This window comes from Allobosea sp. BH3 (genome assembly GCF_025499465.1).
GTDB lineage: Bacteria > Pseudomonadota > Alphaproteobacteria > Rhizobiales > Beijerinckiaceae > Allobosea.
On the sequence record NZ_JAIMCA010000003.1, the window covers coordinates 36,199 to 57,651 of the forward strand.

Genomic DNA, 21,453 nt, shown 5'->3' on the forward strand with positions numbered 1-21,453 from the left:
GCGCGTGTCCTACATCCGCTCGATTGCGAGCGCGATGCCCTGACCGCCGCCGATGCACATTGTCACCAACCCATGGCGCCCGCCGGTGCGGCGAAGCTCGTAGGCCGCCTTCAGGGTGAGGATTGCGCCCGTGGCGCCGACCGGGTGGCCGAGCGCGATCGCGCCGCCGTTCGGATTGACCTTCGCCGGGTCGAAGCCAAGTTCTCTTGCGACCGCACAGGCCTGTGCAGCGAAGGCCTCATTGGATTCGATCACATCGAAATCGCCGAGCGAGAGCCCCGTGCGCGCCATCAGCCCCCGCACCGCCGGCACGGGGCCGATGCCCATCACGCCCGGCTCGACGCCGGCATGGGCGTAGCCGACGATCCGTGCGAGCGGCGCCTTGCCCTCGCGGGCGGCGCGCGCTTCTTCCATCAGGACCATGGCGGCAGCGCCGTCATTGATGCCCGACGCATTGCCGGCTGTGACCGTGCCGTCCTTCTTGAAGGTCGGGCGCAGGGCCTTGAGCGAATCCCGCGTCGTAGCGGGCTTGGGATGCTCGTCGCGGTCAAAGCTGATCATGTCGCGGCCCTTGCGCACTTCGACGGGCAGGATCTGCTCGTCGAAGCGGCCCGCGGCGATGGCCTCGGCGGCCCGGCGCTGGCTTTCGGCGGCGAAACGGTCCTGCGCCTCGCGGTCGATGCCGTAGCGCTCGGCCACGTTCTCTGCCGTGATGCCCATGATGCCGTTCCCGAACGGGTCGGTCAGCACGCCAGTCAGATGGTCGGTTGCCAGCGCGTCACCCATGCGCTGGCCGAAGCGGGCGGTCGAGAGCAGATGCGGCGTGCGGCTCATCGTCTCCGCCCCGCCGGCGACGGCGGTGTCGCAGTCGCCGAGCATGATTGCCTGCGCCGCCGAGACGATCGCCTGAACGCCCGAGCCACAAAGTCGGTTCAGCGTGAGCGCAGGCACCTCCACCGGAATGCCGGCATCGATGGCGGCGACGCGGGCGAGATAGGCGTCCTTCGATTCCGTCAGGAGCACGTTGCCGAAGACGACATGGCCGACCTCGGCAGCCGGCAGACCGGCGCGCCGCAACGCCTCGGCGGCGCAGAGCGCGCCGAGCTGGGTTGGCGAATGGCCGGACAGCGAGCCGCCGAAGGTGCCGATCGCGGTGCGCGCGCCCGCGATGATGACGACATGTCTGCTCATGACTGGCTCCTTCAGGCCGGCTCGGCCTGCCGCTCTGGCTTGTAGAGCGCCTCGATCTCGGAGGCGTATTTCTGCGCGATGTTGGCGCGTCTTACCTTCATCGTGGCCGTGACCTCGTCATCGTCATGATCGAGTTCCTTCACGAGCAGGTGGAAGCGCTTGAGCTGCGCCACCGGTGCGAGCTGGCTGTTCGCCCGTTCGATCTCGGCTGCGACGAGGTCCCGCACCCGCCCGTGCTCTGCCAGGCTGCGGAAATGGGTGAAGGCGATGCGGTTCTCCTCCGCCCATTTGCCGACGGTCTCGGCGTCGATCTGGATGAGGGCGGAGGGGTAGCGCCGCCCGTCCGCCACGACGATGCACTCCTTGATGAAGGCGCTACCCTTCACGGTATTCTCGATCTCGGAGGGGCTCAGGTTCTTGCCGCCCGCGGTGATCATGATGTCCTTCAGCCGGTCGACGATCCTGACCTGACCGGCTTCCAGCGTCGCGACATCGCCCGTATGGAGCCAGCCTTCGCGCAGCACCGCCTGTGTCGCTTCGGGATTGCGGAAATAGCCCTCGAAGACGATGTCGCCGCGTATCAGCAGTTCACCCTGGTCGCCGAGCGCAACCTCCGCTCCGGCGACGGCCTCGCCAACGGCGCCGGGGAGCATGTGCTCGCGACGCTGGCCGGTTGCCATGCCTGATGTCTCGGTCAGGCCGTAGACTTCGAGCAGCGGCACGCCGAGCGTGCGGAAGAACTGGACGATGCGCGGCGGGATCGGCGCGGCGCCCGTCAGTGCGACCTTGGCCTTGCGCAAGCCGATGAAGTTCTGCAGCGCCCGGAAAATGACGACATGGAAGAAGGCCGCCACCGCCTTGTCGCGCAGGCTGCGGGCGGAGTTCGGCTTCGTGGCGAAGGGCTCGCAGGCGCGAAGTCCGGCCTCGAACAGCCGACGGCGCCAGCCGCCTGCTTCCATCAGCTTGATGTGGATGCCAGCGTGCAGCTTCTCCCAGATCCGCGGCACGCCGAGGAAGAGGGAAGGGGCAATCTCGCGTAGATCCTCCTGCACGGTGCGGATCGACTCGCCGAAGGAAACGCAGGAGCCGGAATAGATTGGCGCCATGGTCGTCAGCATCTGCTCGGCGACATGGCAGAGCGGCAGATAGGACAGGTTCGTCGTGGTCTCGTCGTAGCCCAGCCGCTCGATCGTCGCCGCGGCCTGGGCGCGCATGTTGCGATAGCTCAGCATCGCGCCCTTGGGCTTGCCGGTCGAGCCGGAGGTGTAGACCATCAGGCCGATATCGCCCTGGGTCTGGGCCGCGAGGCAGGATTCGACCAAGTCGGGGTTTCCGGCTTCATGCCCAGCGCCGAGCCGCACCACATCCGCGAAGGAGACGATGAGGTCCGGGCGGTAGCCGCGCAGGCCCTTCGGGTCGATGACGACGATGCGCTTCAGCAGCGGCAGCTCCTGCAGCCGCTCCAGCACCTTGTCGGTTTGCTCCTGGTCCTCGCAGACCACGATCTCGACTTGCGCATGCCCGAGCACATAGGCCACCTCGTTGGCAGGGCTCGTGGCGTAGACGCCGACCGCCACGGCGCCGACCATGCCGACTCCGAGCTGGGCCACGACCCAATCGGCGCGGTTCTCTGAGAGGATGCCGAGATGCCCGCCTCCGGCGAGGCCGAGCGCGCGCAGGCCCAGGCCGAAATGGCGGGCGCGCCGCTCGTATTCGGCCCAGGTGATCGGCAGCCAGATGCCGAAATCCTTCTGCCTCAAGGCGAGGCGATCGGGCATCCGGCGCGCATTCTCGCGGAGCATCTGCGGCAAGGTCAGGTCAGGAAGCTGGTGCATCGCCGCCATCCTCACGAGAGCCAGCGCTTGCGGCGCTTGTAGTGCTTGATGTCGCGATAGCTTCGCTCGCCGCCGGCGCCGCCGAGGCCTAGATAGAACTCGCGCACGTCCTGGTCGCGAACGAGCTTGTCGACCGGCCCGTCGATGACAACCTTGCCCATCTCCAGGATGTAGCCATAGCTCGCCACCGCGAAGGCCACGGCCGCGTTCTGCTCGACCAGCAGCATCGACACGCGCTGCTCGGCATTGATCCGGGCGATGATCCCGAAAATCTCCTCGACGAGCTTGGGTGCCAAGCCCAGCGAGGGCTCGTCCAGCAGGATCAGCGAGGGCCTTGCAATCAGGGCCCGGCCAATTGCGAGCATCTGCTGCTCGCCGCCGGAGAGATAGCCGGCCAGCCCTTTCCGGCGCTCGTGCAGCCGGGGGAAATAGCTGTAGACGAGGTCGAAATCCGCTGCCGCGAGACCGCGCCCGGTCAGCGCGAAGGTTGCGGCGGTGAGGTTTTCCTCGACAGTCAGGTCCTCGAAGATGCGCCGCCCTTCCATGACATGGAAGAGCCCGCGCCGGACGAGCCCATGCGGCGTGAGGCTCGCGATGTCGTCGCCCCTGAAATGGATGGCGCCGGCGGTGACGTCGCCATCCTCCAGGGAGAGCAGATTCGACACCGCCTTGAGCAGGGTCGACTTGCCGGCGCCGTTCGAGCCGAGGAGGGCGACGATCTCGCCCTCCGGGACGCGCAGCGACAGCCCGCGCAGCACCTGCACGGTCCGATTATAGACCACCTCGACATTGTTGACGTCGAGCACCGCGGTACCGGTCATCGCCATCTGCCCCTATGCGGCGTCTGCCGTCACAGCTTGATCCAGTCCGATGCCGGCAGCATCTGCTTGGCCTTGCCGTCGAAGCGGTAGATGCGGCCGACCGGCACGGAATTGCCGGGGATCGAGATCGGCACGCCGAAAAGGCCACCGGTGTCGAAGTCCTTGATGCTGTTGAGCCCGGCCTTCATGTTCGCGCCGGTCAGCTCCTTGCCGGCATCGAGCGTGCGCTTCACGGCCTCCGCCATCAGCATGGCCGTGACGAAGCCCTGCATGTAGCCGGTCGACTGGTATTCCGGGCGCATTTGCCGGATCTTCTCCAGCATCGGCGCGGAGCCGTCCTTGTCGTAGTAGTAGCGGTAAGGCATCACGCCCATGAAGCCGTCGGCGGCTTCACCCATGCGCTGCACGGTCGAGTTGTCCATCGTCCAGAACGTGCCCATGAACTGGCTCTTCATGCCCATCTGCTTCGCCTGGGCGACGAATTCCGGGATCGGGGCCAGCACGTAGCCGTGGAAGATCGTGAAGTCGGGGTTGGCGCGGCGCAGCTTCAGCACCTCGGTCGACACGTCGACGCTGCCCGGCGGCGTCACGATCTTCTCGACGACGTTGAGCTTCAGCTCCTTGGCGACGGCCTCTCCCGGCACGATCGGATCGCGCCCGAACTCGGTGTCGGAATAGACGAAGGCGACGCGTGCTCCGGGCTTCTCCTTGGCGATGTAGCGCAGCAGGATGCCGAACATCTCGGTGTAGTCCGGCCCCGCCATGAACTGCAGCGGGAACTTCTTCGGATCGTTGAGTTCGGTCGCGAAGGAGGCACCGGCCATGATCATGGTGCCGCGGCGCTCGAGCTCGGGGTTGATCGTCTTCGAGAAGCCGGTGGAGTCGCCGTAGTAGAGCGAGACCTTCTCCTGGCTGGTGATCTTGTTGAAGGCCGCGACCGAGGCGTCAACCTTGTAGGCCGTGTCCTCGGCGACGTATTTGATCTTGCGGCCCTTGATGCCGCCGCCGTCGTTCAGGATCTTGAGATAGTCTTGGATACCGGCATGGATGCCGATGCCGGCGAAGGCGAAGACGCCGGTCAGCGGAATCGAGCCGCCGAGCACGATCTCGCCGCCGTCCTGAGCTGCGAGCGGCGTGGCGCCGAAGGCCATGCCGGCCAATGCCGCCGTCCCGGTCAGAAGCTGGCGCCTGTCTAGCTGCGTATTCGTCATCTTGTCCTCCCTTTGTTGGCTGCTCTTGCCGGCAGCCGTTTCAACGAAGCTTTGGTCCGTCCTTCAGGTCCTGAACGGCCAGAGATGGAAGAAGCGGCGCACGCGGCGCCAGATCTCGGCGAGACCTCGCGGCTCGAAGATCAGGAATCCGACGATCAGCCCGCCGAAGACGATGGTGCGTACCGGCGCCAGCGCGGCGAGTGCATCGGGATAGACCGGGGTCAGCCAGTTCGCGGCGAACTTGAGCAGCTCGGGCACCAGTGTCATGAAGACCGCGCCCAGGATGCCGCCGAGGATGGTGCCCATGCCGCCGACGATGATCGCGGCGAGGTAGAAGATCGAGTTGACGAGCGGAAAGCTCTCCGGCGTGACGACGCGGAAGAAATAGGCCCAGAGCCCTCCGGCAAGGCCGGCGTAGAAGGAGGAGATGGCGAAGCTGGTGAGTTTGTAGCGCAGCAGCGGAATGCCCAGCACCTCGGCCGAGATGTCGCGGTCGCGGATCGCGATGAAGGCGCGGCCGATGCGGGTGCGCAGCAGGTTCGCCGCGCCCAGCACCATCAGGCAGGTCACGGGCATGATCAGCCAGTAGAGTGAGAAGGGCCGGTCGATCGCATAGCCGAAGAGGGTGGCCGGCGGCATGGACAGGCCGCGCGCCTCACCCGTCAGGGACCAGTGCGAGAAGAGGAAGTGCAGGATGACGGAGGCCGCGATCGTCGCGATGGCGAGATAGAGCCCCTTCACCTTCAGGCTCGGAATGCCGACGAGGACGCCGATCGCGGCCGCGAGCGTGGCGCCAATCAGGAGGTTGAGCAGGAACGGTGTGCCCAGCCTGATCTCCAGTACGGCGACCGCATAGGCGCCGACGCTCATGAACGCGGCCTGCCCGAGGCTGACGAGGCCGGTATAGCCGGTGAGCAGGTTGAGGCCGGTCGCGCTGGCGACATTGATCGCACACAGGCAGGCGAGGAAGAGCCAGTAAGGGCTGGCGACGAAGGGAACGGCCAGGGCGGCTAGCGCCAGCAGGACGAGCAGGCCGCGCTGCACCGGCGTATCGAACAGCGCCTCGTCGGCGGCGTAGCTGGTCTTGAGCGTGCCGATCCGCATGGCTCAGAGCCTCTCGATCTCATGCGTGCCGAAGAGGCCGTAAGGCCGGACCATCAGCAGCACGAGGAGCAGGGCGAAGGTGACGACGAGCTTGAACTCGCCGCCGAGGAAGGCGCCGGCCAGTGCTTCGACGAGCCCGATCAGCAGGCCGCCGACGAGGGCACCTGCGAGCGAATCCAGCCCGCCGATGATCACCACGACAAGGACCGAGAGGCCGAAGACGCCCATGGTCGGCGAGATGCCGCCGATCGCTCCGACCAGCACGCCGGCTCCGGCGGCGGTGGCGCAAGCGAGGATCCAGGCGATCGAGAAGACGCGCGGCACGTCGATGCCGACCGAATAGGCTGCCCCCTGGTCGGCCGCCGTGGCCTTGAGCGCGACGCCGCCGCGGGAGAAGCGAAACAGCGCCAGGAAGAGGCCTATCACCACCGCCGCCGCGGCGAAGCCGAACGCGACCTTCGGCGCGAGATAGGCTTCGCCGATGAAGATCGGCGTGCCGGGCAGGAACTCGGGCAGCCGCAGCGGATCGGCTCCCCAGCCGAGCTGCACGGCGCCGGCGAGGATCGAGCCGAGGCCGATCGTCACCATGAAGACGGCGATGGGGCTTTCGCCCAGCATCGGCCGGATCAGGCTGCGTTCGACGAGCCAACCGAAAGCGCCGCCGGCTGCGATGGCGAGGGGCAGGGCGATCCAGGCCGAGAGGCCGAGCCCAGCCGCGAAGCCGAGGAAGGCGTAGCCGCCGAGCATCAGGATTTCGCCGATGGCGAGGTTCACCACGCGCGTGGCCTTGTAGATCAGCACGAAGGCGACGCCGGTCAGAGCATAGAGCGCGCCGGCGCCGAGGCCTGCGAGAGCGACTTCGGCGAGGAAGAGCAGATCCATCAGGCTGCCTCCGCCTTGATGCGGCGCGCGATCTCGCCGACATCGCCGGCGCCGAGATAGGCGGCGATCACCGCCTCGTTGCCCTGGACGTCTCGCGGCGTGCCGCTGGCTATGACCTGGCCGAAATTCAGCACCACGACATGGTCGGAGATGTCCATCACCATGCCCATGTCGTGCTCGACCATCAGGATGGTGACACCCCATTCCTCCTTCACGTCGAGGATGAAGCGAGCCATGTCCTCGGTTTCCTCGCGGTTCATCCCGGCGACCGGCTCGTCCAGCATCAGGATGCGCGGGCGCATGGCGAGCGCGCGCGCCAGCTCGACCCGCTTCTGCAGGCCGTAGGACAGGGTGCCGACCGCCGCGTTGCGGATGTGCTGGATCTCGAGAAAGTCGATGATGCGCTCCTCGATCTCGGCGCGCAGCTCCAACTCCTCCTTCCGGGCTCGGCCCCAGTAGAACAGCGCATCCAGCACGCCGGTGCGCATATGGGCGTGGCGGCCGAGCTTGATGTTGTCGAGCACGGTCATGCCGCGGAAGAGCGCGATGTTCTGGAAGGTCCGCGCGAGACCGCGCGCGGCCCGCTGCGGCGCGCGCAGGCCCGACAGGCTCTCGCCCGCGAAGGTGATGCTGCCGGCCTGCGGGCGGTAGAAGCCGGAAATCGTGTTGAAGAGCGAGGTCTTGCCGGCGCCGTTCGGGCCGATCACGGCGGTGATGCCGCCCTCCGGCACGGTGAAAGAAACGTCGGTCAGCGCGCGTACGCCGCCAAAGGCCAGCGAGAGCCCCGTAACCTCCAGAATGGGCCGGGCGGCGATGTCGGCCGGAGGCGACATCTCAGCGCCCCTCGAAGCGCGCGGGCCGCTTGGCCAGGAAGGCCGAGACGCCCTCGACGAAATCGGCCGTGCGCGTGCCGGCCAGCAGGGCCTCGCGTTCGTGATCGAGCTGGCTCGGCAGATCGTGGGCGAGCGAGCCGCCGATCAGCGCGCGGATGCGGGCATAGGCTGCCGTCGGCCCTTCGGATATCCTTCGCGCGAACGCTGCCGCCTCAGCCTGCAAAGTATCGGGCGCGACGACGCGAGCGACCAGGCCAAGCCGCAGCGCCTCGGCTGCCCGGATCGGTTCGGCCAGTATGGCGAGTTCCAGTGCTTTTCGGGGGCCGACGATCCGCGGCAGAGCATAGGTCAGCGACCCGTCAGGGCTGGCGCCGATCCGCGCATAGGCCGTCGTGAAGATCGCATCCTCAGATGCGATGCAGAGGTCGCAGGCCAATGCGAGGCTGAGGCCGCCTCCGGCGACTGCGCCGTGAACGGCCGCAATCGTGGGAATGCCGAGCTTCGCCAGCGCCTTCAACCCTGCATGGAATGGATCGAGGATAGCTGCGACCGCCTCGGCCGGATCGCCATCGAGGAACCGCGCGACATCGCCGCCGGCACAGAAAGCGCGCCCCGCGCCGCGCAGCAGCAGCGCTCGCGCCGTGCCATCCTCCGCGACGCACTCGAACGCATGCGCAAGGCCTTGCGCCATCTGCGCGTTGAGGGCGTTGAGCACGTGCGGACGGTTAAGCGTGATCACGGCCACGGCCTGCTCGATTTCGAGCAGAACCGGGTTTCCGGCCTCATCCATGACGTTCCCCTCATCCGCGGTCGTTGGCCGCCACGGCTTGTTCTGCGCTCTACTAGTAATTCCGGAGCTTACTCGTGAGTAGGGCTCAACCCGTTGGCGCATGCTACCCGCATTTCCGCACGATCGGGATTGTTGAAACGGAACGGGGCGGGCGGTTCGGCCATTCGCTGTCTGAACCCAAGGCGCCGGCTGGCTCGTGGCAGCCCGAGCGCCTTGACTTTGCAGTGCAATATAAATATCCAACTGGTCGGATATTTTTTAAGGAGAGGTCGTGGGACGGCATCGAACCATCGATCGCGCCGGAGTCCTCGACGCCGCGGAGCGTGTCGTGATGCGCGAAGGCGCGGCGCATCTCACGCTCGACGCCGTCGCCGCCGAGGCGGGCATCAGCAAGGCGAGCGTGCTCTACGACTACAAGACCAAGCGCGCCCTGATCCGGGCCCTGATCGAGCGCCGCGTCGCGAATGAAGAGCAGCGATTGCAGGCTTTGGTCGATGCTGTAGCCGATGGTCCCGACGCGCACATTCGTGCCCGGCTCGCTGCGGCCTCGCGATCATTCTCGGATGAAGACAGGGCAGTTGCGCTCAATCTCTGCGCCGCTTTGGCGCAGGATGCGGAGCTGCGCGATCCGGTGCAGCAGTCTTTGAGCCGCACCGTTGCCGACATCCAGGCGTCCTCGAGCCATCCGCGCGGCGCGATGCTGGCGTTCCTCGCCGTCGAGGGGCTGATGCTGCTCGATTGGTTTGGCCTCTACAGCTTTCCTCCCGAAGAACGTGAGCGGCTGATCACCGAGATCGCCTGGCTGATCGGCCAAACGCCCGTTCCCGCCCCGTCTGTCTGAACAAGATACGAGAGCCCTTGCACGCCATGCCCTCCCTTATGCCGTTCCGGTCGTCTGTTCTGCTGCTCGCCGTTGCCCTGCTCGCTGGCGCTTGCAGCGAGGAGAAGAGGCCTGCCAATGCGGCGGCGCAGCAGCCCCCGATTGCGCTCGGCACGATCGCCGCCGTGGCGGAAGACGTGCCGGTGACCAACAATCTGCCGGGCCGGATCGCGCCGACGCGGATCGCGGAGGTGCGTCCGCGCGTCTCCGGCATCGTCGTCGAGCGCGTGTTCCAGCAGGGCACGCAGGTCAAGGAAGGCGACGTCCTCTATCGCATCGACCCGGCGCCGTTCCGTGTCAGGATGGCGAGCGCCGAGGCGACGCTGAAGCGTGCCCAGGCCGCGCAGCTCCAGGCGCGGCAGCAATCCGACCGCATCGTCGAGCTGCGCGAGCGCAATGTCGCCAGCGCGCAGCAACAGGAGACGGCGGTGGCGCAGCTGGCGCAGGCCGATGCCGACGTCGCCGCGGCGGAGGCAGGTCTCGCGACCGCCAAGCTCGACATGCAGTATTCGGAGGTTCGCGCTCCGATCAGCGGGCGCATCGGCCGCGCGCTGATCACAGAGGGCGCGCTGGTCGGCACTGGCGCCTCGGACATCCTGGCGACGATCCAGCAGCTCGACCCCGTCTACGCCGATTTCACGCAGTCGGCCGGCGAACTGCTGGCGCTGCGCCGCGCGCTCAAGGTCGGCGCGTTGACCGGCGCCGATGCCGGCGCGGCCAATGTCGAGCTATTCTTCGACAATGGCGAGCGTTACCGCCATCGCGGCCAGCTTCTGTTCTCCGAGGCGACGGTCGACGCGACCACCGGCCAGGTGACGTTGCGCGGCCAGTTCCCCAATCCCGATGGCGACCTGCTGCCGGGCATGTATGTGCGCGTCGTCATCGAGCAGGGCGTCCAGGCCAATTCGATCGCCGTGCCGCAGCAGGCCGTGCAGCGCGACGGCGCCGGCCAGGCGCAGCTGCAGATCCTGAAGGATGACGGCACGCTGGAGCTCAGGCCGGTGCGGGCAGGGCGCGTGCTCGGCACGCGGCAGGTCATCGACGAGGGGCTTAAGCCCGGCGAGCAGGTGGTGGTCGAGGGCTTCCAGAAGATCAGGCCCGGCGCCCGCTTCAAGGGTGTGCCCTGGAAGCCGGCCGCCGCCGCCAACGACGCCGCCAAGCAGGGCTGAGACCGATGCCGAGCTTCTTCATCGACCGGCCCATCTTCGCCTGGGTCGTCGCGATCTTCATCATGCTGGGCGGGATCATCACGATCCCGATGCTGCCGATCGCGCAGTACCCGAACGTCGCGCCGCCGCAGATCACGATCGGCACCAACTACCCGGGCGCGTCGCCCGAGGAGATCTACCAGAGCGTGACGCGCCCGGTGGAGGAGGAGCTCAACGGCGTTCCGGGGTTGCTCTATTTCGAGAGCACGTCGGAGGCGAGCGGGCGCATCAACATCACCGTGACCTTCGCGCCTGGAACCGAGATCGGCGAGGCGCAGGTCGAGGTGCAGAACCGCATCAGCCGCGTCGAGCCGCGCCTGCCGCGCACTGTGACGCAGCAGGGCATGCGCGTCGAGCAGGCGGGAACGAGCTTCCTGCTCTTCGCGGTGCTGATCTCGGACGATGGCCGCCTGGATGCCGTCGGCCTCGGCGACTATCTCAGCCGCAACGTGCTCGGCGAATTGCGCCGCGTGCCCGGCGTCGGCAGCGCCCAGCTCTTCGCGACGCAGCGCTCCATGCGCATCTGGATGGACCCGGAGAAGCTGCTCGGGCTCGGCCTGACCTCGAGCGACGTCATCGCCGCGGTAACGGCCCAGAACGCGCAGGTCGCGGCCGGCCGCATCGGCGCCCGGCCCAACCCGATCGACACGCAGCTTTCGGCCACCGTGCTGGTCAAGGGCCAGCTCGCCTCGCCGGCGGAGTTCGGCGCCATCGTGCTGCGTGCCAATACCGATGGATCCTCGGTGCGCCTGCGCGATGTGGCCCGCGTCGAGGTCGGCGGTGAATCCTACAATTTCTCGACTCGCCTCAACGGGCAGCCCGCGGCCGGCGTCGGCGTCCAGCTCTCGCCGACCGGCAATGCCATGGCGACGGCGGCGGCCGTCCGCGCGAAGATGGAGGAGCTCTCCCGCTTCTTCCCGGCGGGGCTGAGATACGAAATCCCCTATGATACCTCGCCCTTCGTCGCGGTCTCGATCGAGAAGGTGCTGCACACGCTGCTCGAGGCGATGGTCCTCGTCTTCGTGGTGATGTTCCTGTTCCTGCAGAACTTCCGCTACACGGTGATTCCGACGCTGGTCGTGCCCGTGGCGCTGCTCGGCACCTGCGCGGTGATGTTCGTCGCCGGCTTCTCGATCAACGTGCTGACGATGTTCGCCATGGTGCTGGCGATCGGCATCCTCGTCGACGACGCCATCGTCGTGGTCGAGAACGTCGAGCGCATCATGGCGGAGGAGGGGCTTTCGCCGAAGGAGGCGACCCGCAAGGCGATGACGCAGATCACCGGCGCCATCGTCGGCATCACGCTGGTGCTGACGGCGGTGTTCGTGCCGATGGCCTTCTTCCCCGGCGCCGTCGGGATCATCTACCAGCAGTTCAGCCTGACCATGGTGGTCTCGATCCTGTTCTCGGGCTTCCTGGCGCTGACGCTGACGCCCGCTCTCTGCGCGACCTTCCTCAAGCCGGTGGCCAAGGGACATCACGAGAAGAAGGGCTTCTTCGGCTGGTTCAACCGCAAGTTCGACCGGGCGACACACGGCTATGCCGGTATGGTCGGCGCCGTCGCGCGCAAGCCCGGACGCTACATGGTGATCTATCTGGCGCTGCTGGCCGGGCTGGGCTGGAGCTATATGCGCCTGCCTTCCGCCTTCCTGCCCAATGAGGACCAGGGCTACCTGCTCGTCGACGTGCAGGCCCCGCCCGAAGCGAGCGCCAACCGCACGCTGGAGGTCATCCAGCAGATCGAAAAGATCGTGTTGGCGGAGCCCGCCGTCTCGCGCATGCTCGGCATTTCCGGCTTCAGCTTCTCCGGCGCGGGCGAGAACGCGGCGCTCGCCTTCATCACGCTGAAGGACTGGAGCGAGCGCGGCGCGAACGATTCCGCCACCGCCATCTCGGGTCGCATCAATGGCAAGCTGCAGGCGATCCGCGACGCGCAGACCTTCGCACTGTCGCCGCCGCCGATCTCGGGGTTGGGCAATTCGACTGGCTTCACCTTCCGCCTGCAGGATCGCGGCGGCCTCGGCCAGGCGGCGCTGGCGCAGGCGCGGGCCCAGTTGCTTGCCGCTGCGACCCAGAGCCCGATCCTCGCCGGCGTGCGCGTGGAGGGGCTGGCCGAAGCGGCGCAGGTCAACCTGGTGATCGACCGCGAGAAGGCCAACACCTTCGGCGTCGCCTTCGCCGACATCAATGCGACAGTCTCGGCCAATCTCGGCTCGTCCTATGTCAACGACTTCCCCAATGCCGGGCGCATGCAGCGCGTGACGGTGCAGGCCGATGCCGCCCAGCGCATGCAGGCGGGCGATCTGCTCAAGCTCAACGTGCGCAACGTGCATGGCGGCATGGTGCCGCTCTCGGCCTTCGCCACGATCGAATGGCAGAAGGGGCCGACGCAGGTGGTGGGCTATAACGGCTATCCGGCGGTCCGCATCGCCGGCCAGGCCGCACCGGGATACTCGTCGGGCGCCGCCATCGCGGAGATGCAGCGTCTGGCGCAGAGCCTTCCACAGGGCTTCGGCTACGAATGGACCGGGCAGTCGCTGCAGGAAATCCAGTCGGGCTCGCAGGCACCGTTCCTGATCGCGCTCAGCATCCTGTTCGTCTTCCTGCTGCTGTCGGCGCTCTATGAGAGCTGGTCGATCCCGATCTCGGTCATGATGGTGGTGCCGCTCGGCGTTATCGGCTCGGTCGCGGCGGTGACGCTGCGCGGCATGCCGAACGATGTCTACTTCATGGTCGGGCTGATCGCGATCATCGGCCTCTCGGCCAAGAACGCGATCCTCATCATCGAGTTCGCCAAGGATCTGCGCGAGCAGGGCATGCCGCTGAGGGAGGCTACGATCGAGGCAGCGAGGCTGCGCTTCCGGCCGATCCTGATGACCTCGCTCGCCTTCACGCTCGGCGTCGTGCCGCTCGCCATCGCCTCGGGCGCCAGCGCAGCGAGCCAGAACGCGATCGGAACCGGCGTGCTGGGCGGCATGATCTCGGCGACGGTGCTCGCGATCTTCCTCGTCCCGGCGTTCTTCGTCTTCGTGATGAATCTGTTCTCGCGGCAGGACAAGGCGGAGAAGACGGCTCCAGCCGCATCCCAGCAGCACCAGTGAGCATCTGAGCGGGGGAACGACTCGGCCAGCGTCTGCATCCCAGCAGGGAAGCAGACGCTGAGGCGTGTAGCCGTTGTTCTTTGCGAACGCTCGGCCTTGCGCGACCCGTGGCGCTCGCGGAAGCATGTCCTTGCCGCGAACGGCATCGGGTATCCTGGGGACGATGTCCTCCAGCCTTCGCAAAAGTCGAAACGAGGGCTCGCACAAGCACGAATGCTCCCGGATATTCCAGAGTGGCCGAGGCGTCGCTCGATCGAACGATGACATCGACATCGTTTCGATTGAACGCTACGTCATTGCGGGAATATTCAGGGAATAGCGATGCGCGGCGCGGCAATCGGCTTGGCAGGCACGCTCATCCTGTTGCTCGCCCGCTTCCTGACCGCTGTCCGCGGACAATGGGACGGCGTGGCGCCGACGGACGAGCAACGAATCTACTACGCAAATCACGCCAGCCACGGCGATTTCGTCCTGATCTGGACGGTCCTGTCGCGCCGCATGCGCCGGGCGACCCGGCCCGTAGCCGCGAGTGACTACTGGCTGAAAAGCCGCCTTCGGCGTTTCATCGGCTGCGATGTCTTCAACGCCGTGCTTATCGATCGCGAACGGGCGAGCCGGGCGAACGATCCGATCGCCCTGATGACCGATGCGCTCGATGCCGGCTCCTCCCTCATCGTCTTTCCGGAAGGAACGCGAAACGGCACCGCCGCGCCGCTCCTGCCGTTCAAGAGCGGGCTGTTCCATCTGGCGCGTGCGCGGCCGAACATCGTCCTGGTGCCGGTCTGGATCGATAATCTCAACCGCGTCATGCCGAAGGGTGAGTTCGTTCCCATTCCCCTCATCTGCACGGTCACCTTCGGCTCCGCGCTTCATATCGCGGGTGGGGAGACCAAGAAGGATTTCCTGGCGAGGGCCGAAGCGGCACTGCTCGCCCTGTCCCCGAAGGCGAACGCGCGATGATCACCCCGCATCCCGATCTCGTGGCGGTTCTGGCCGGAATGCTCGTGGTGCTCGTCGTCGCCTCCAGCATCGGCTACGTGCTGCAGCGCAGGCTCTCGCCCGATGGCTCCAATGCCGTGGTGGAGAACCTGAACCACCGCATCCGAGCCTGGTGGGTCATGATCGTGCTGATGGGGCTGGCGCTGATCGGCGGCAAGTCCGGCGTGACCCTGCTTTTCGCCTTCTGTTCCTTCGCGGCCTTTCGGGAATTCATCACGCTCACCAACACGCGCCGCGCCGACCACTGGGCGCTGGCAGTCGCCTTCTTCGTCGTGCTGCCGGTGCAGTATTATCTTGTCTGGATCGATTGGTACGGCCTCTACTCGATCTTCATACCGGTCTACGCCTTCCTGCTGATGCCGATCATCGCCGCGCTGCGCGGCGATACGGACCATTTTCTCGTGCGCATCGCCGAAGTGCAGTGGGCGCTGATGATCTGCGTCTTCTGCATTTCGCATGTGCCGGCCCTGCTCAGCCTGGAAATTGCCGGCTTCGAGGGGCGCAACGTGCTCCTGATCGCCTATCTCGTCATCGTCGTGCAGATGAGCGACGTGCTGCAATACGTCTGGGGCAAGCTGATCGGCCGCACCAAGATCGCACCCAGGCTTTCGCCTTCGAAGACGGTCGAGGGCTTCGTCGGCGGGGCGCTCAGCGCCACAGCCGTTGGCGCGGGCCTGTCCTGGATGACGCCGTTCACGATGCTCCAAGCTGCCTTCCTGTCGCTCGTCATCGTACTGATGGGGTTCTTCGGCGGGCTCGTCATGTCGGCGATCAAGCGCGATCGCGGCGTCAAGGATTGGGGTCATCTGATTGCCGGCCATGGCGGTTTCATCGATCGGCTCGATTCTGTGGTGTTCTCGGCCCCGATCTTCTTCCATCTCGTCCGCTACGGGTGGTCGGCCACATGAACCCGCCGGTCGCGCGCCTGATGCGAAGCAGCGTCATCCATGTCGCTTTCGCCTTCGTCGCGATGGGGAGCTGGGCCGCTTTTGCCAACCGCGCGCATCCGATGCCGGCACCCCTCCAGGCTGGATTGATCCAGGGTGCGCTGTCGGCCGTCATCACCCTGTTTCTGAAACGCGGCATCGAGGCATTGTCGAAACGTCTTGCCGGCTTCGCTGCGCTTCTGGCTCCACCGCTGATTGCGGGCCTCGTATCGGCTTGCCTGCTGACAGCCATTCATACTGCAGGTGGCACGCCCGAGATCGCGCGGACGATCGCGCTCCCTCTGACCGTCGCGACCAGCTATGCGGCTCTCTACAATTTTTCGCTCTGGCGGGGCAGGGGAGGCTGAACCGTGGCCCAGGACGAGAATCGACGACCCCTCGCGAGCCGCAATTCGGGCTGGGCCCGCACGATCGCGCGCCGGCTGAGCGCGGCCTCCGTCACGCCGAACCAGATCTCGATGGCGAGCATGGTCATGGCGGCAATCGCCGGCTCCTGCTTCTGGCTGGCAGGCACCGTGAATCCCGGATCGCGTATCGTCTTGCTTCTGGGCGCGGCGCTGTTCTGCCAGTTTCGGCTGCTCTGCAACCTCTTCGACGGAATGGTGGCGATCGAGGGTGGCAAGCAGGAGCCTGACGGGCCGTTCTGGAACGAATTCCCGGATCGTGTCGCCGACATCCTGATCTTCGTCGGCGCCGGCTATGGGGCCGGCGTGCCGGCGCTGGGCTGGGCAGCGGCCGGGCTCGCCGTGCTCACCGCCTACACGCGCGAACTCGGCCGTGCCTGCGGGCTGCCTGCCGATTTCTCCGGCCCGATGGCCAAGCAGCACCGCATGGCGACGATCACCGGGGCCGCGCTGCTGTCGCTCGTGGAGCCGCTTTGGCGCGGCCACAACGAGGTCCTGACCGCCGCTCTCTGGCTCATAGCCGCAGGCGCAGCCGTGACCACCGTCAAGCGGGCCGGCAATATCGTTCGCTCCCTGCGGGCGCGCTGAGGCGGCTCGCGCGTCGCGCATCGTTCCGGTTTCGGCCGGGCTCGCCTTCGGCCCGAAGTTGCGCCGGCTGTCTACGAAGCTCGCGCTAGAAATTCACCTTGTCGGCGCCCTTGAGCTGCAGCACCTCGCGGGCATCGTCCGGGGTCGCAACCTCCAGGCCGAGCCCCTCGATGATCTTGCGAGCCGCGCGGACCTGGTCGGCGTTGGATTTGGCGAGCTGGCCCGGACCGAGCCAGAGCGAATCCTCCAGGCCGACGCGCAGATTGCCGCCCATCGAGACCGCCATCGCCGCGATCGGGAGCTGATGCCGGCCGGCGCCGAGCACCGACCATTGATAGGCGTCGCCGAACAGCCGGTCGGCCGTGCGCTTCATATGCGCGACGTCCTCGGGATGCGGGCCGATGCCGCCGAGGATGCCGAAGACCGACTGGACGAAGAAGGGCGGTTTCACCAGCCCGCGATCGACGAAATGGGCCAGCGTGTAGAGATGACCGATATCGTAACACTCGATCTCGAAGCGAGTGTTGTTCTCGGCGCAGGTGGTCAGGATGTTCTCGATATCCTGGAAGGTGTTCTTGAAGATCCGGTCCTTGGAGCCTTCCAGATAGGGCCGCTCCCAGTCGTGCTCGAAATCCTTGAAGCGGGCGAGCATTGGATAGAGGCCGAAATTCATCGAGCCCATGTTGAGCGAGGCGACCTCGGGCTTGAAATAGGCGCAGGGCTGCAACCGCTCCTCGACGCCCATGGTCGGGGCGCCGCCAGTGGTGATGTTGATGACGCAGTTCGAGCGCTGCTTGATCACCTTCAGGAAGGGCTCGAAGGCCTCGGGCGACTGGTCGGGCTGGCCTGTTTTCGGATTGCGCGCATGAACGTGGACGAGGGCTGCGCCGGCTTCCGCCGCGCCGACGGCCGCATCGATGATCTCGTCCGGCGTTACCGGCAGATGCGGCGACATCGAAGGCGTGTGGATCGCGCCGGTGACCGCGCAGGTGATGATGACTTTGCGGTTCTTCGCCATGTTCGGCCCTTTCTCAGATCGTCGAATGAATGAATGGCGTCAGCGTCATTGCGAGCATAGCGAAGCAATCCAGGAGGGCTCGCTCGACGGCCCCTGGACTACGTCGTCGGCTGCGCCTCCTCGCAATGACGGCCGAGATGGTCATACCGGCTTGCGCGCCGATGCGCGCTTGTGGGCTTGCAGCGCGGCCAGCCTTGTGTCGCGCCACTCGCTCAGATGCCTGACGCGCTCGGCCGATTGGGTGCCGGGCCACTCGCTCATCACGGTCGCGACCGTCTCAGGTCCGAACGGATCGACTCCTCCGGCCTCCGGCTGCATCCGGGCGAGCGAGGCGCCGTAGCGCGTGCAGTAGTCCGGAATGCCGCCGGGCGCGTTGAGTTCGATCGTCTCGAACGGCCCCATGAAGGACCAGCGCAGCCCGAGCCCGTCACGGATCGTCTTGTCGACGTCTTCCGCACTCGCGACCCCTTCGCCGACGAGCCGGAACGCCTCCGCCAGCAGCACCGCCTGGAGCCGGTTCAGCACGAAGCCGGGCTTTTCCTTGCGCAGCATGATCGGCACCTGCCCGGCCTGTTCGTAGAGCGCCTTGGCCCGCTCGACGACCGCCGGATCGGTCCAGGGCGCGGGGGCTAGTTCGACGATCGGCACGAGATGCGGCGGGTTCACCGGATGGGCGACGAGGCAGCGCGCCCGACCTTTCAGGCTTTCACTGAACACCGAGGCCATGATGAAGGAGGTCGAAGAGGCGAGGATGGTGGAGGAGGGCGCGAGTGCATCCATTTCCGCGAACAACTTCTGCTTGGCCTCGACGGTTTCCGGCCCGTTCTCTTGAACCAGATCGGCTCCCTGCAACGCGTCTGCCAACCCGGAGGCAACGCGGATGCGGACCAGCGAGCCCTTGGGATCGGCCACGAGGCCATGGCTGGCGAGCTCTTCCAGATTGGTGCCGATATGCGCCCGCGCCGCCTCGGCAGCGCCGGGCGCGACGTCATGCAGCGCGACCTCGAAGCCATGACTGGCGAAGACGGTGGCCCAGGCACGGCCGATCAGGCCCGAGCCGACGATGGCGATCTTGGTCATGCGCTATCCTTGGTGAGACGCTTTCCGTCGGGGGTCACAGCCACAACACCTGCCGCCTGAGCGCGAGGTCCTGGCTCAGCGCGCGCGACGGGCCGGTATGGACGACGCTGCCGCGCTCCAGCACGACCGTGCGGTCCGACAGCGCCAGCGCCAGATCGAGATGATGGTCGACGATCACGATGGCGATCTCCTGCCGCAGCTTGTCGAAGGCCTCGAACAACTCCTCGACGACGGCCGGAGCGAGGCCCTCGAAGGGCTCGTCCAGCAGCAGCACGCGGGTGTCGCCGGACAGCGCGCGCGCCACCGCGACCATCTGCTGTTCGCCGCCGGAGAGGTAGTCCGCCGGCGAATGCCAGCGCTGCTTGATGCGCGGGAAGAAGGAGAAGATCTTCTCGTCCTCCCAGCGCGTGCCGTTGCCTGTCAGGCGCTTGAGCCGGCCGAGCTCCATGTTGTCCTTGACGCTCATGCCGGCGAAGAGGCCGCGGCCTTGCGGTACATAGGCGATGCCGGCCCGCGCGATCGCGGCGGGCGGGCGACCGGCGATGTCGTCTCCCGCGAGCGTGATGCTGCCCGAGGCCGGCGGGGCGATGCCGGTGACCGTCTTCAGCAGGGTCGACTTGCCGGCGCCGTTGCGGCCGAGCAGGGCGACGATCTCGTTCTCGTGGACGTCGAAGGAGACCTGCCGGAGGATATGGCTCTTGTCATAGAAGGTGTCGACCTTGTCGAGCCCGAGCAGCACGCTCTCGCGCGCCGCGCTCTGGCGCGGCTTCTCAGCGAGCGCATGGGCACCCGAGCCGATATAGACCTCCTGCACGCGCGGCGAGGAACGCGCATCCTCGACGGTGCCGTCCACCAGCACGGAGCCCTCGTTCATCACCGTGACATGGTCGGCGATGGCGAAGACGCGGTCGATGTCGTGCTCGACGAGCAGCACAGGCAGGTCGGTCGAGATCGACTTGATCAGGTTGCCGACGCGCTCGCGCTCGGCCGCCGCGAGTCCCGCCAGCGGTTCGTCGAGCAGCAGCACGCGCGGCTTGGTCGCGAGCGCCAGCGACATGTCGAGCAGGCGTTGGCCGCCATAGCTGAGCGAGCCAGCTTCCGCCGTCTCGATGCCGCGCAGGCCCATCGTCTCGATCACGGTCTTCGTCTGAGCCGAAACCTCCGACAAGGCGCCGGCCGAGCGCCAGAAGCCGAAGCGCTCGGGCGCGCGTGCCTGTACGGCCAGCCGAACGTTCTCCTCGACCGAGAGCGTGGGGAACAGGTTGGTGATCTGGAAGGCGCGCCCGATGCCGGCCTGGGTGATCGCCTCCGGCGAGAGCCCGCCGATCTGGCGCTCGCGCAGGCGCACCTCGCCGCGGTCGGGCGCGAACAGCCCCGAGATCAGGTTGAAGGCGGTGGTCTTGCCGGCGCCGTTGGGGCCGATCAGTGCATGCAGGCGGCGGTCGGCCATCTTTAGGTCGACATTCTCGACCGCTTTGATGCCCCCGAAGCTCTTGGCGAGCCCGGTCGCGGTCAAAATCGCGCCGTCGCCGGCATCGGCCGGCTTCATGAAGTCCGGCAGCGTGACCGTGCCGGCCTTGCGCTCGGACATGGCGGCATCGCCCGCCACCTGCTTGCGGAAGGGCCGCAGCAGCCGCTCGCCGACGCCGACGAGGCCGGTCGGAGAGAACACGATGAAGGCTACGAAGAGCAGGCCGAACCAGAACAGCCAGTTCGGCGTCACGCTGGAGAGGTAGTCGCGGAAAATGACGAAGAAGAGCGCACCCAGCGCCGGCCCCAGGAAGGAGCGCATGCCGCCGATGACGACCATCGCGAGCAGTTCGCCGGAGAAGGCGACCGAGATCGGCTCAGCCGAGGTCATGCGGTTGTTGAACAGCAGGAGCGTGCCGGCAAGCCCCGTCAGCGCCGCCGAGAGCGTGAAGGCGATCAGCTTGTAGCGGTCGGTCGCATAGCCGAGGAAGCGCGCGCGCTGCTCGTTCTCGCGGATCGCGACCAGAACGGTGCCGACCGGCGAGCGGTGGAAGCGCCAGAGCCCGTAGACGACGGCCATGCCGATGGCAGCGACGAGGACATAGAAGCTCGCCGCCTGCTCGAAATCGATGCCGAGGAAGAGCGGCCGCCTGATGCCGCCGAGCCCGTCCTCGCCGCCCGTCACCGCCGTCCAGCGGAAGGCGACGGAATAGGTCATGGCGGCGAGTGCCAGCGTCAGCAGCGAAAAATAGACGCCCTTGCGACGCAGGATCAGCGCACCGAAGGCGAAGGCGATCAGTCCGACGAAGGCGACACCCAGCAGGATCGGCAGGGCGAACTGGCCGGGCATCAGGTTGCGCTGGAGCAGCCCGGCCGCATAGGCGGCGAGCCCGAACCAGGCGCCATGGCCGAAGGAGACAAGGCCCGTCGTGCCGACGAGGATGTTCAGCGCCATGCAGGCGATGGCGAAGACGACGATCTCCGTCGCAGATGTCGTGCCGAGCCCGATGAAATGCATCAGGAAGGGCAGGGCGACGAGGCCTGCGGCGGCGATAAGGAGGGGCGCGAGGTCGCGTTGGCTTTGCGTCATC

18 protein-coding genes are annotated in these 21,453 nt (G+C 66.8%); 7 read left to right on the forward strand and 11 right to left on the reverse strand.

Annotation, left to right across the window (positions count from 1 at the left end; all coding sequences use genetic code 11):
- Nucleotides 1–9 precede the first annotated feature (9 nt).
- The 8 genes from bktB to BoBH3_RS09200 all read right to left on the reverse strand — a co-directional run bounded on the left by bktB (nucleotide 10) and on the right by BoBH3_RS09200 (nucleotide 8,667).
- The gene (gene bktB, locus BoBH3_RS09165) at nucleotides 10–1,191 is read right to left on the reverse strand and encodes a beta-ketothiolase BktB (protein WP_262330500.1); all 1,182 of its coding nucleotides are present in this window, start codon (nucleotides 1,189–1,191) and stop codon (nucleotides 10–12) included.
- An 11-nt stretch (nucleotides 1,192–1,202) separates the two neighbouring features.
- Entirely contained in the window at nucleotides 1,203–3,026 is a 1,824-nt protein-coding gene (locus tag BoBH3_RS09170; RefSeq protein ID WP_262330501.1) for an AMP-dependent synthetase/ligase, read from the reverse strand.
- Nucleotides 3,027–3,037: 11 nt separating this feature from the next.
- Entirely contained in the window at nucleotides 3,038–3,847 is an 810-nt protein-coding gene (locus BoBH3_RS09175; RefSeq protein WP_262330502.1) for an ABC transporter ATP-binding protein, read from the reverse strand.
- 29 nt (nucleotides 3,848–3,876) lie between these two features.
- The gene (locus tag BoBH3_RS09180; protein ID WP_262330503.1) at nucleotides 3,877–5,058 is read right to left on the reverse strand and encodes an ABC transporter substrate-binding protein; all 1,182 of its coding nucleotides are present in this window, start codon (nucleotides 5,056–5,058) and stop codon (nucleotides 3,877–3,879) included.
- Between the two features lie 63 nt (nucleotides 5,059–5,121).
- Entirely contained in the window at nucleotides 5,122–6,162 is a 1,041-nt protein-coding gene (locus BoBH3_RS09185) for a branched-chain amino acid ABC transporter permease (protein ID WP_262330504.1), read from the reverse strand.
- A 3-nt stretch (nucleotides 6,163–6,165) separates the two neighbouring features.
- Nucleotides 6,166–7,044, reverse strand: coding sequence for a branched-chain amino acid ABC transporter permease (locus BoBH3_RS09190; protein WP_262330505.1), 879 nt, complete (start codon nucleotides 7,042–7,044; stop codon nucleotides 6,166–6,168).
- Nucleotides 7,044–7,877: an ABC transporter ATP-binding protein gene (locus tag BoBH3_RS09195; protein ID WP_262330506.1), complete on the reverse strand. Its 834-nt coding sequence runs from the start codon at nucleotides 7,875–7,877 to the stop codon at nucleotides 7,044–7,046. Before BoBH3_RS09195 ends, BoBH3_RS09190 begins: the two co-directional genes overlap by 1 nt.
- Before the next feature lies 1 nt (nucleotide 7,878).
- Nucleotides 7,879–8,667: an enoyl-CoA hydratase/isomerase family protein gene (locus BoBH3_RS09200; RefSeq protein ID WP_262330507.1), complete on the reverse strand. Its 789-nt coding sequence runs from the start codon at nucleotides 8,665–8,667 to the stop codon at nucleotides 7,879–7,881.
- Nucleotides 8,668–8,938: 271 nt separating this feature from the next.
- Between BoBH3_RS09200 and BoBH3_RS09205 the strand changes: the two genes are divergently transcribed.
- The 7 genes from BoBH3_RS09205 to BoBH3_RS09235 all read left to right on the forward strand — a co-directional run bounded on the left by BoBH3_RS09205 (nucleotide 8,939) and on the right by BoBH3_RS09235 (nucleotide 16,794).
- Nucleotides 8,939–9,508 carry a TetR/AcrR family transcriptional regulator gene (locus BoBH3_RS09205; RefSeq protein WP_262330508.1) on the forward strand — a complete coding sequence of 190 codons (570 nt, stop codon included), beginning with the start codon at nucleotides 8,939–8,941 and terminating at the stop codon, nucleotides 9,506–9,508.
- 26 nt (nucleotides 9,509–9,534) lie between these two features.
- A complete protein-coding gene (locus tag BoBH3_RS09210; RefSeq protein WP_262330509.1) occupies nucleotides 9,535–10,716 on the forward strand; it encodes an efflux RND transporter periplasmic adaptor subunit in 1,182 nt (393 codons plus the stop codon).
- A gap of 5 nt (nucleotides 10,717–10,721) precedes the next feature.
- Nucleotides 10,722–13,856 (forward strand): efflux RND transporter permease subunit, encoded by a 3,135-nt coding sequence (locus BoBH3_RS09215; RefSeq protein ID WP_262330510.1) that lies wholly within the window; start codon nucleotides 10,722–10,724, stop codon nucleotides 13,854–13,856.
- 321 nt (nucleotides 13,857–14,177) lie between these two features.
- Nucleotides 14,178–14,816 carry a lysophospholipid acyltransferase family protein gene (locus tag BoBH3_RS09220; protein WP_262330511.1) on the forward strand — a complete coding sequence of 213 codons (639 nt, stop codon included), beginning with the start codon at nucleotides 14,178–14,180 and terminating at the stop codon, nucleotides 14,814–14,816.
- Nucleotides 14,813–15,763: a phosphatidate cytidylyltransferase gene (locus BoBH3_RS09225; protein ID WP_262330512.1), complete on the forward strand. Its 951-nt coding sequence runs from the start codon at nucleotides 14,813–14,815 to the stop codon at nucleotides 15,761–15,763. Before BoBH3_RS09220 ends, BoBH3_RS09225 begins: the two co-directional genes overlap by 4 nt.
- Nucleotides 15,760–16,149, forward strand: a complete 390-nt coding sequence (locus tag BoBH3_RS09230; protein WP_262330513.1) for a hypothetical protein — start codon at nucleotides 15,760–15,762, stop codon at nucleotides 16,147–16,149. Before BoBH3_RS09225 ends, BoBH3_RS09230 begins: the two co-directional genes overlap by 4 nt.
- Before the next feature lie 3 nt (nucleotides 16,150–16,152).
- Complete coding sequence (locus BoBH3_RS09235) at nucleotides 16,153–16,794, forward strand: CDP-alcohol phosphatidyltransferase family protein (RefSeq protein ID WP_262330514.1); 642 nt, start codon at nucleotides 16,153–16,155, stop codon at nucleotides 16,792–16,794.
- 85 nt (nucleotides 16,795–16,879) lie between these two features.
- Here BoBH3_RS09235 and kce read toward each other — a convergent pair whose 3' ends face one another.
- From kce to BoBH3_RS09250, 3 genes are all read right to left on the reverse strand, one after another.
- Nucleotides 16,880–17,812: a 3,5-dioxohexanoate:acetyl-CoA acetone transferase gene (gene kce / locus BoBH3_RS09240; RefSeq protein ID WP_262330515.1), complete on the reverse strand. Its 933-nt coding sequence runs from the start codon at nucleotides 17,810–17,812 to the stop codon at nucleotides 16,880–16,882.
- 141 nt (nucleotides 17,813–17,953) lie between these two features.
- Entirely contained in the window at nucleotides 17,954–18,892 is a 939-nt protein-coding gene (locus BoBH3_RS09245; RefSeq protein WP_262330516.1) for a 3-hydroxyacyl-CoA dehydrogenase, read from the reverse strand.
- A gap of 34 nt (nucleotides 18,893–18,926) precedes the next feature.
- Nucleotides 18,927–21,452 carry a branched-chain amino acid ABC transporter ATP-binding protein/permease gene (locus BoBH3_RS09250; protein ID WP_262330517.1) on the reverse strand — a complete coding sequence of 842 codons (2,526 nt, stop codon included), beginning with the start codon at nucleotides 21,450–21,452 and terminating at the stop codon, nucleotides 18,927–18,929.
- Between the last annotated feature and the right edge of the window lies 1 nt (nucleotide 21,453).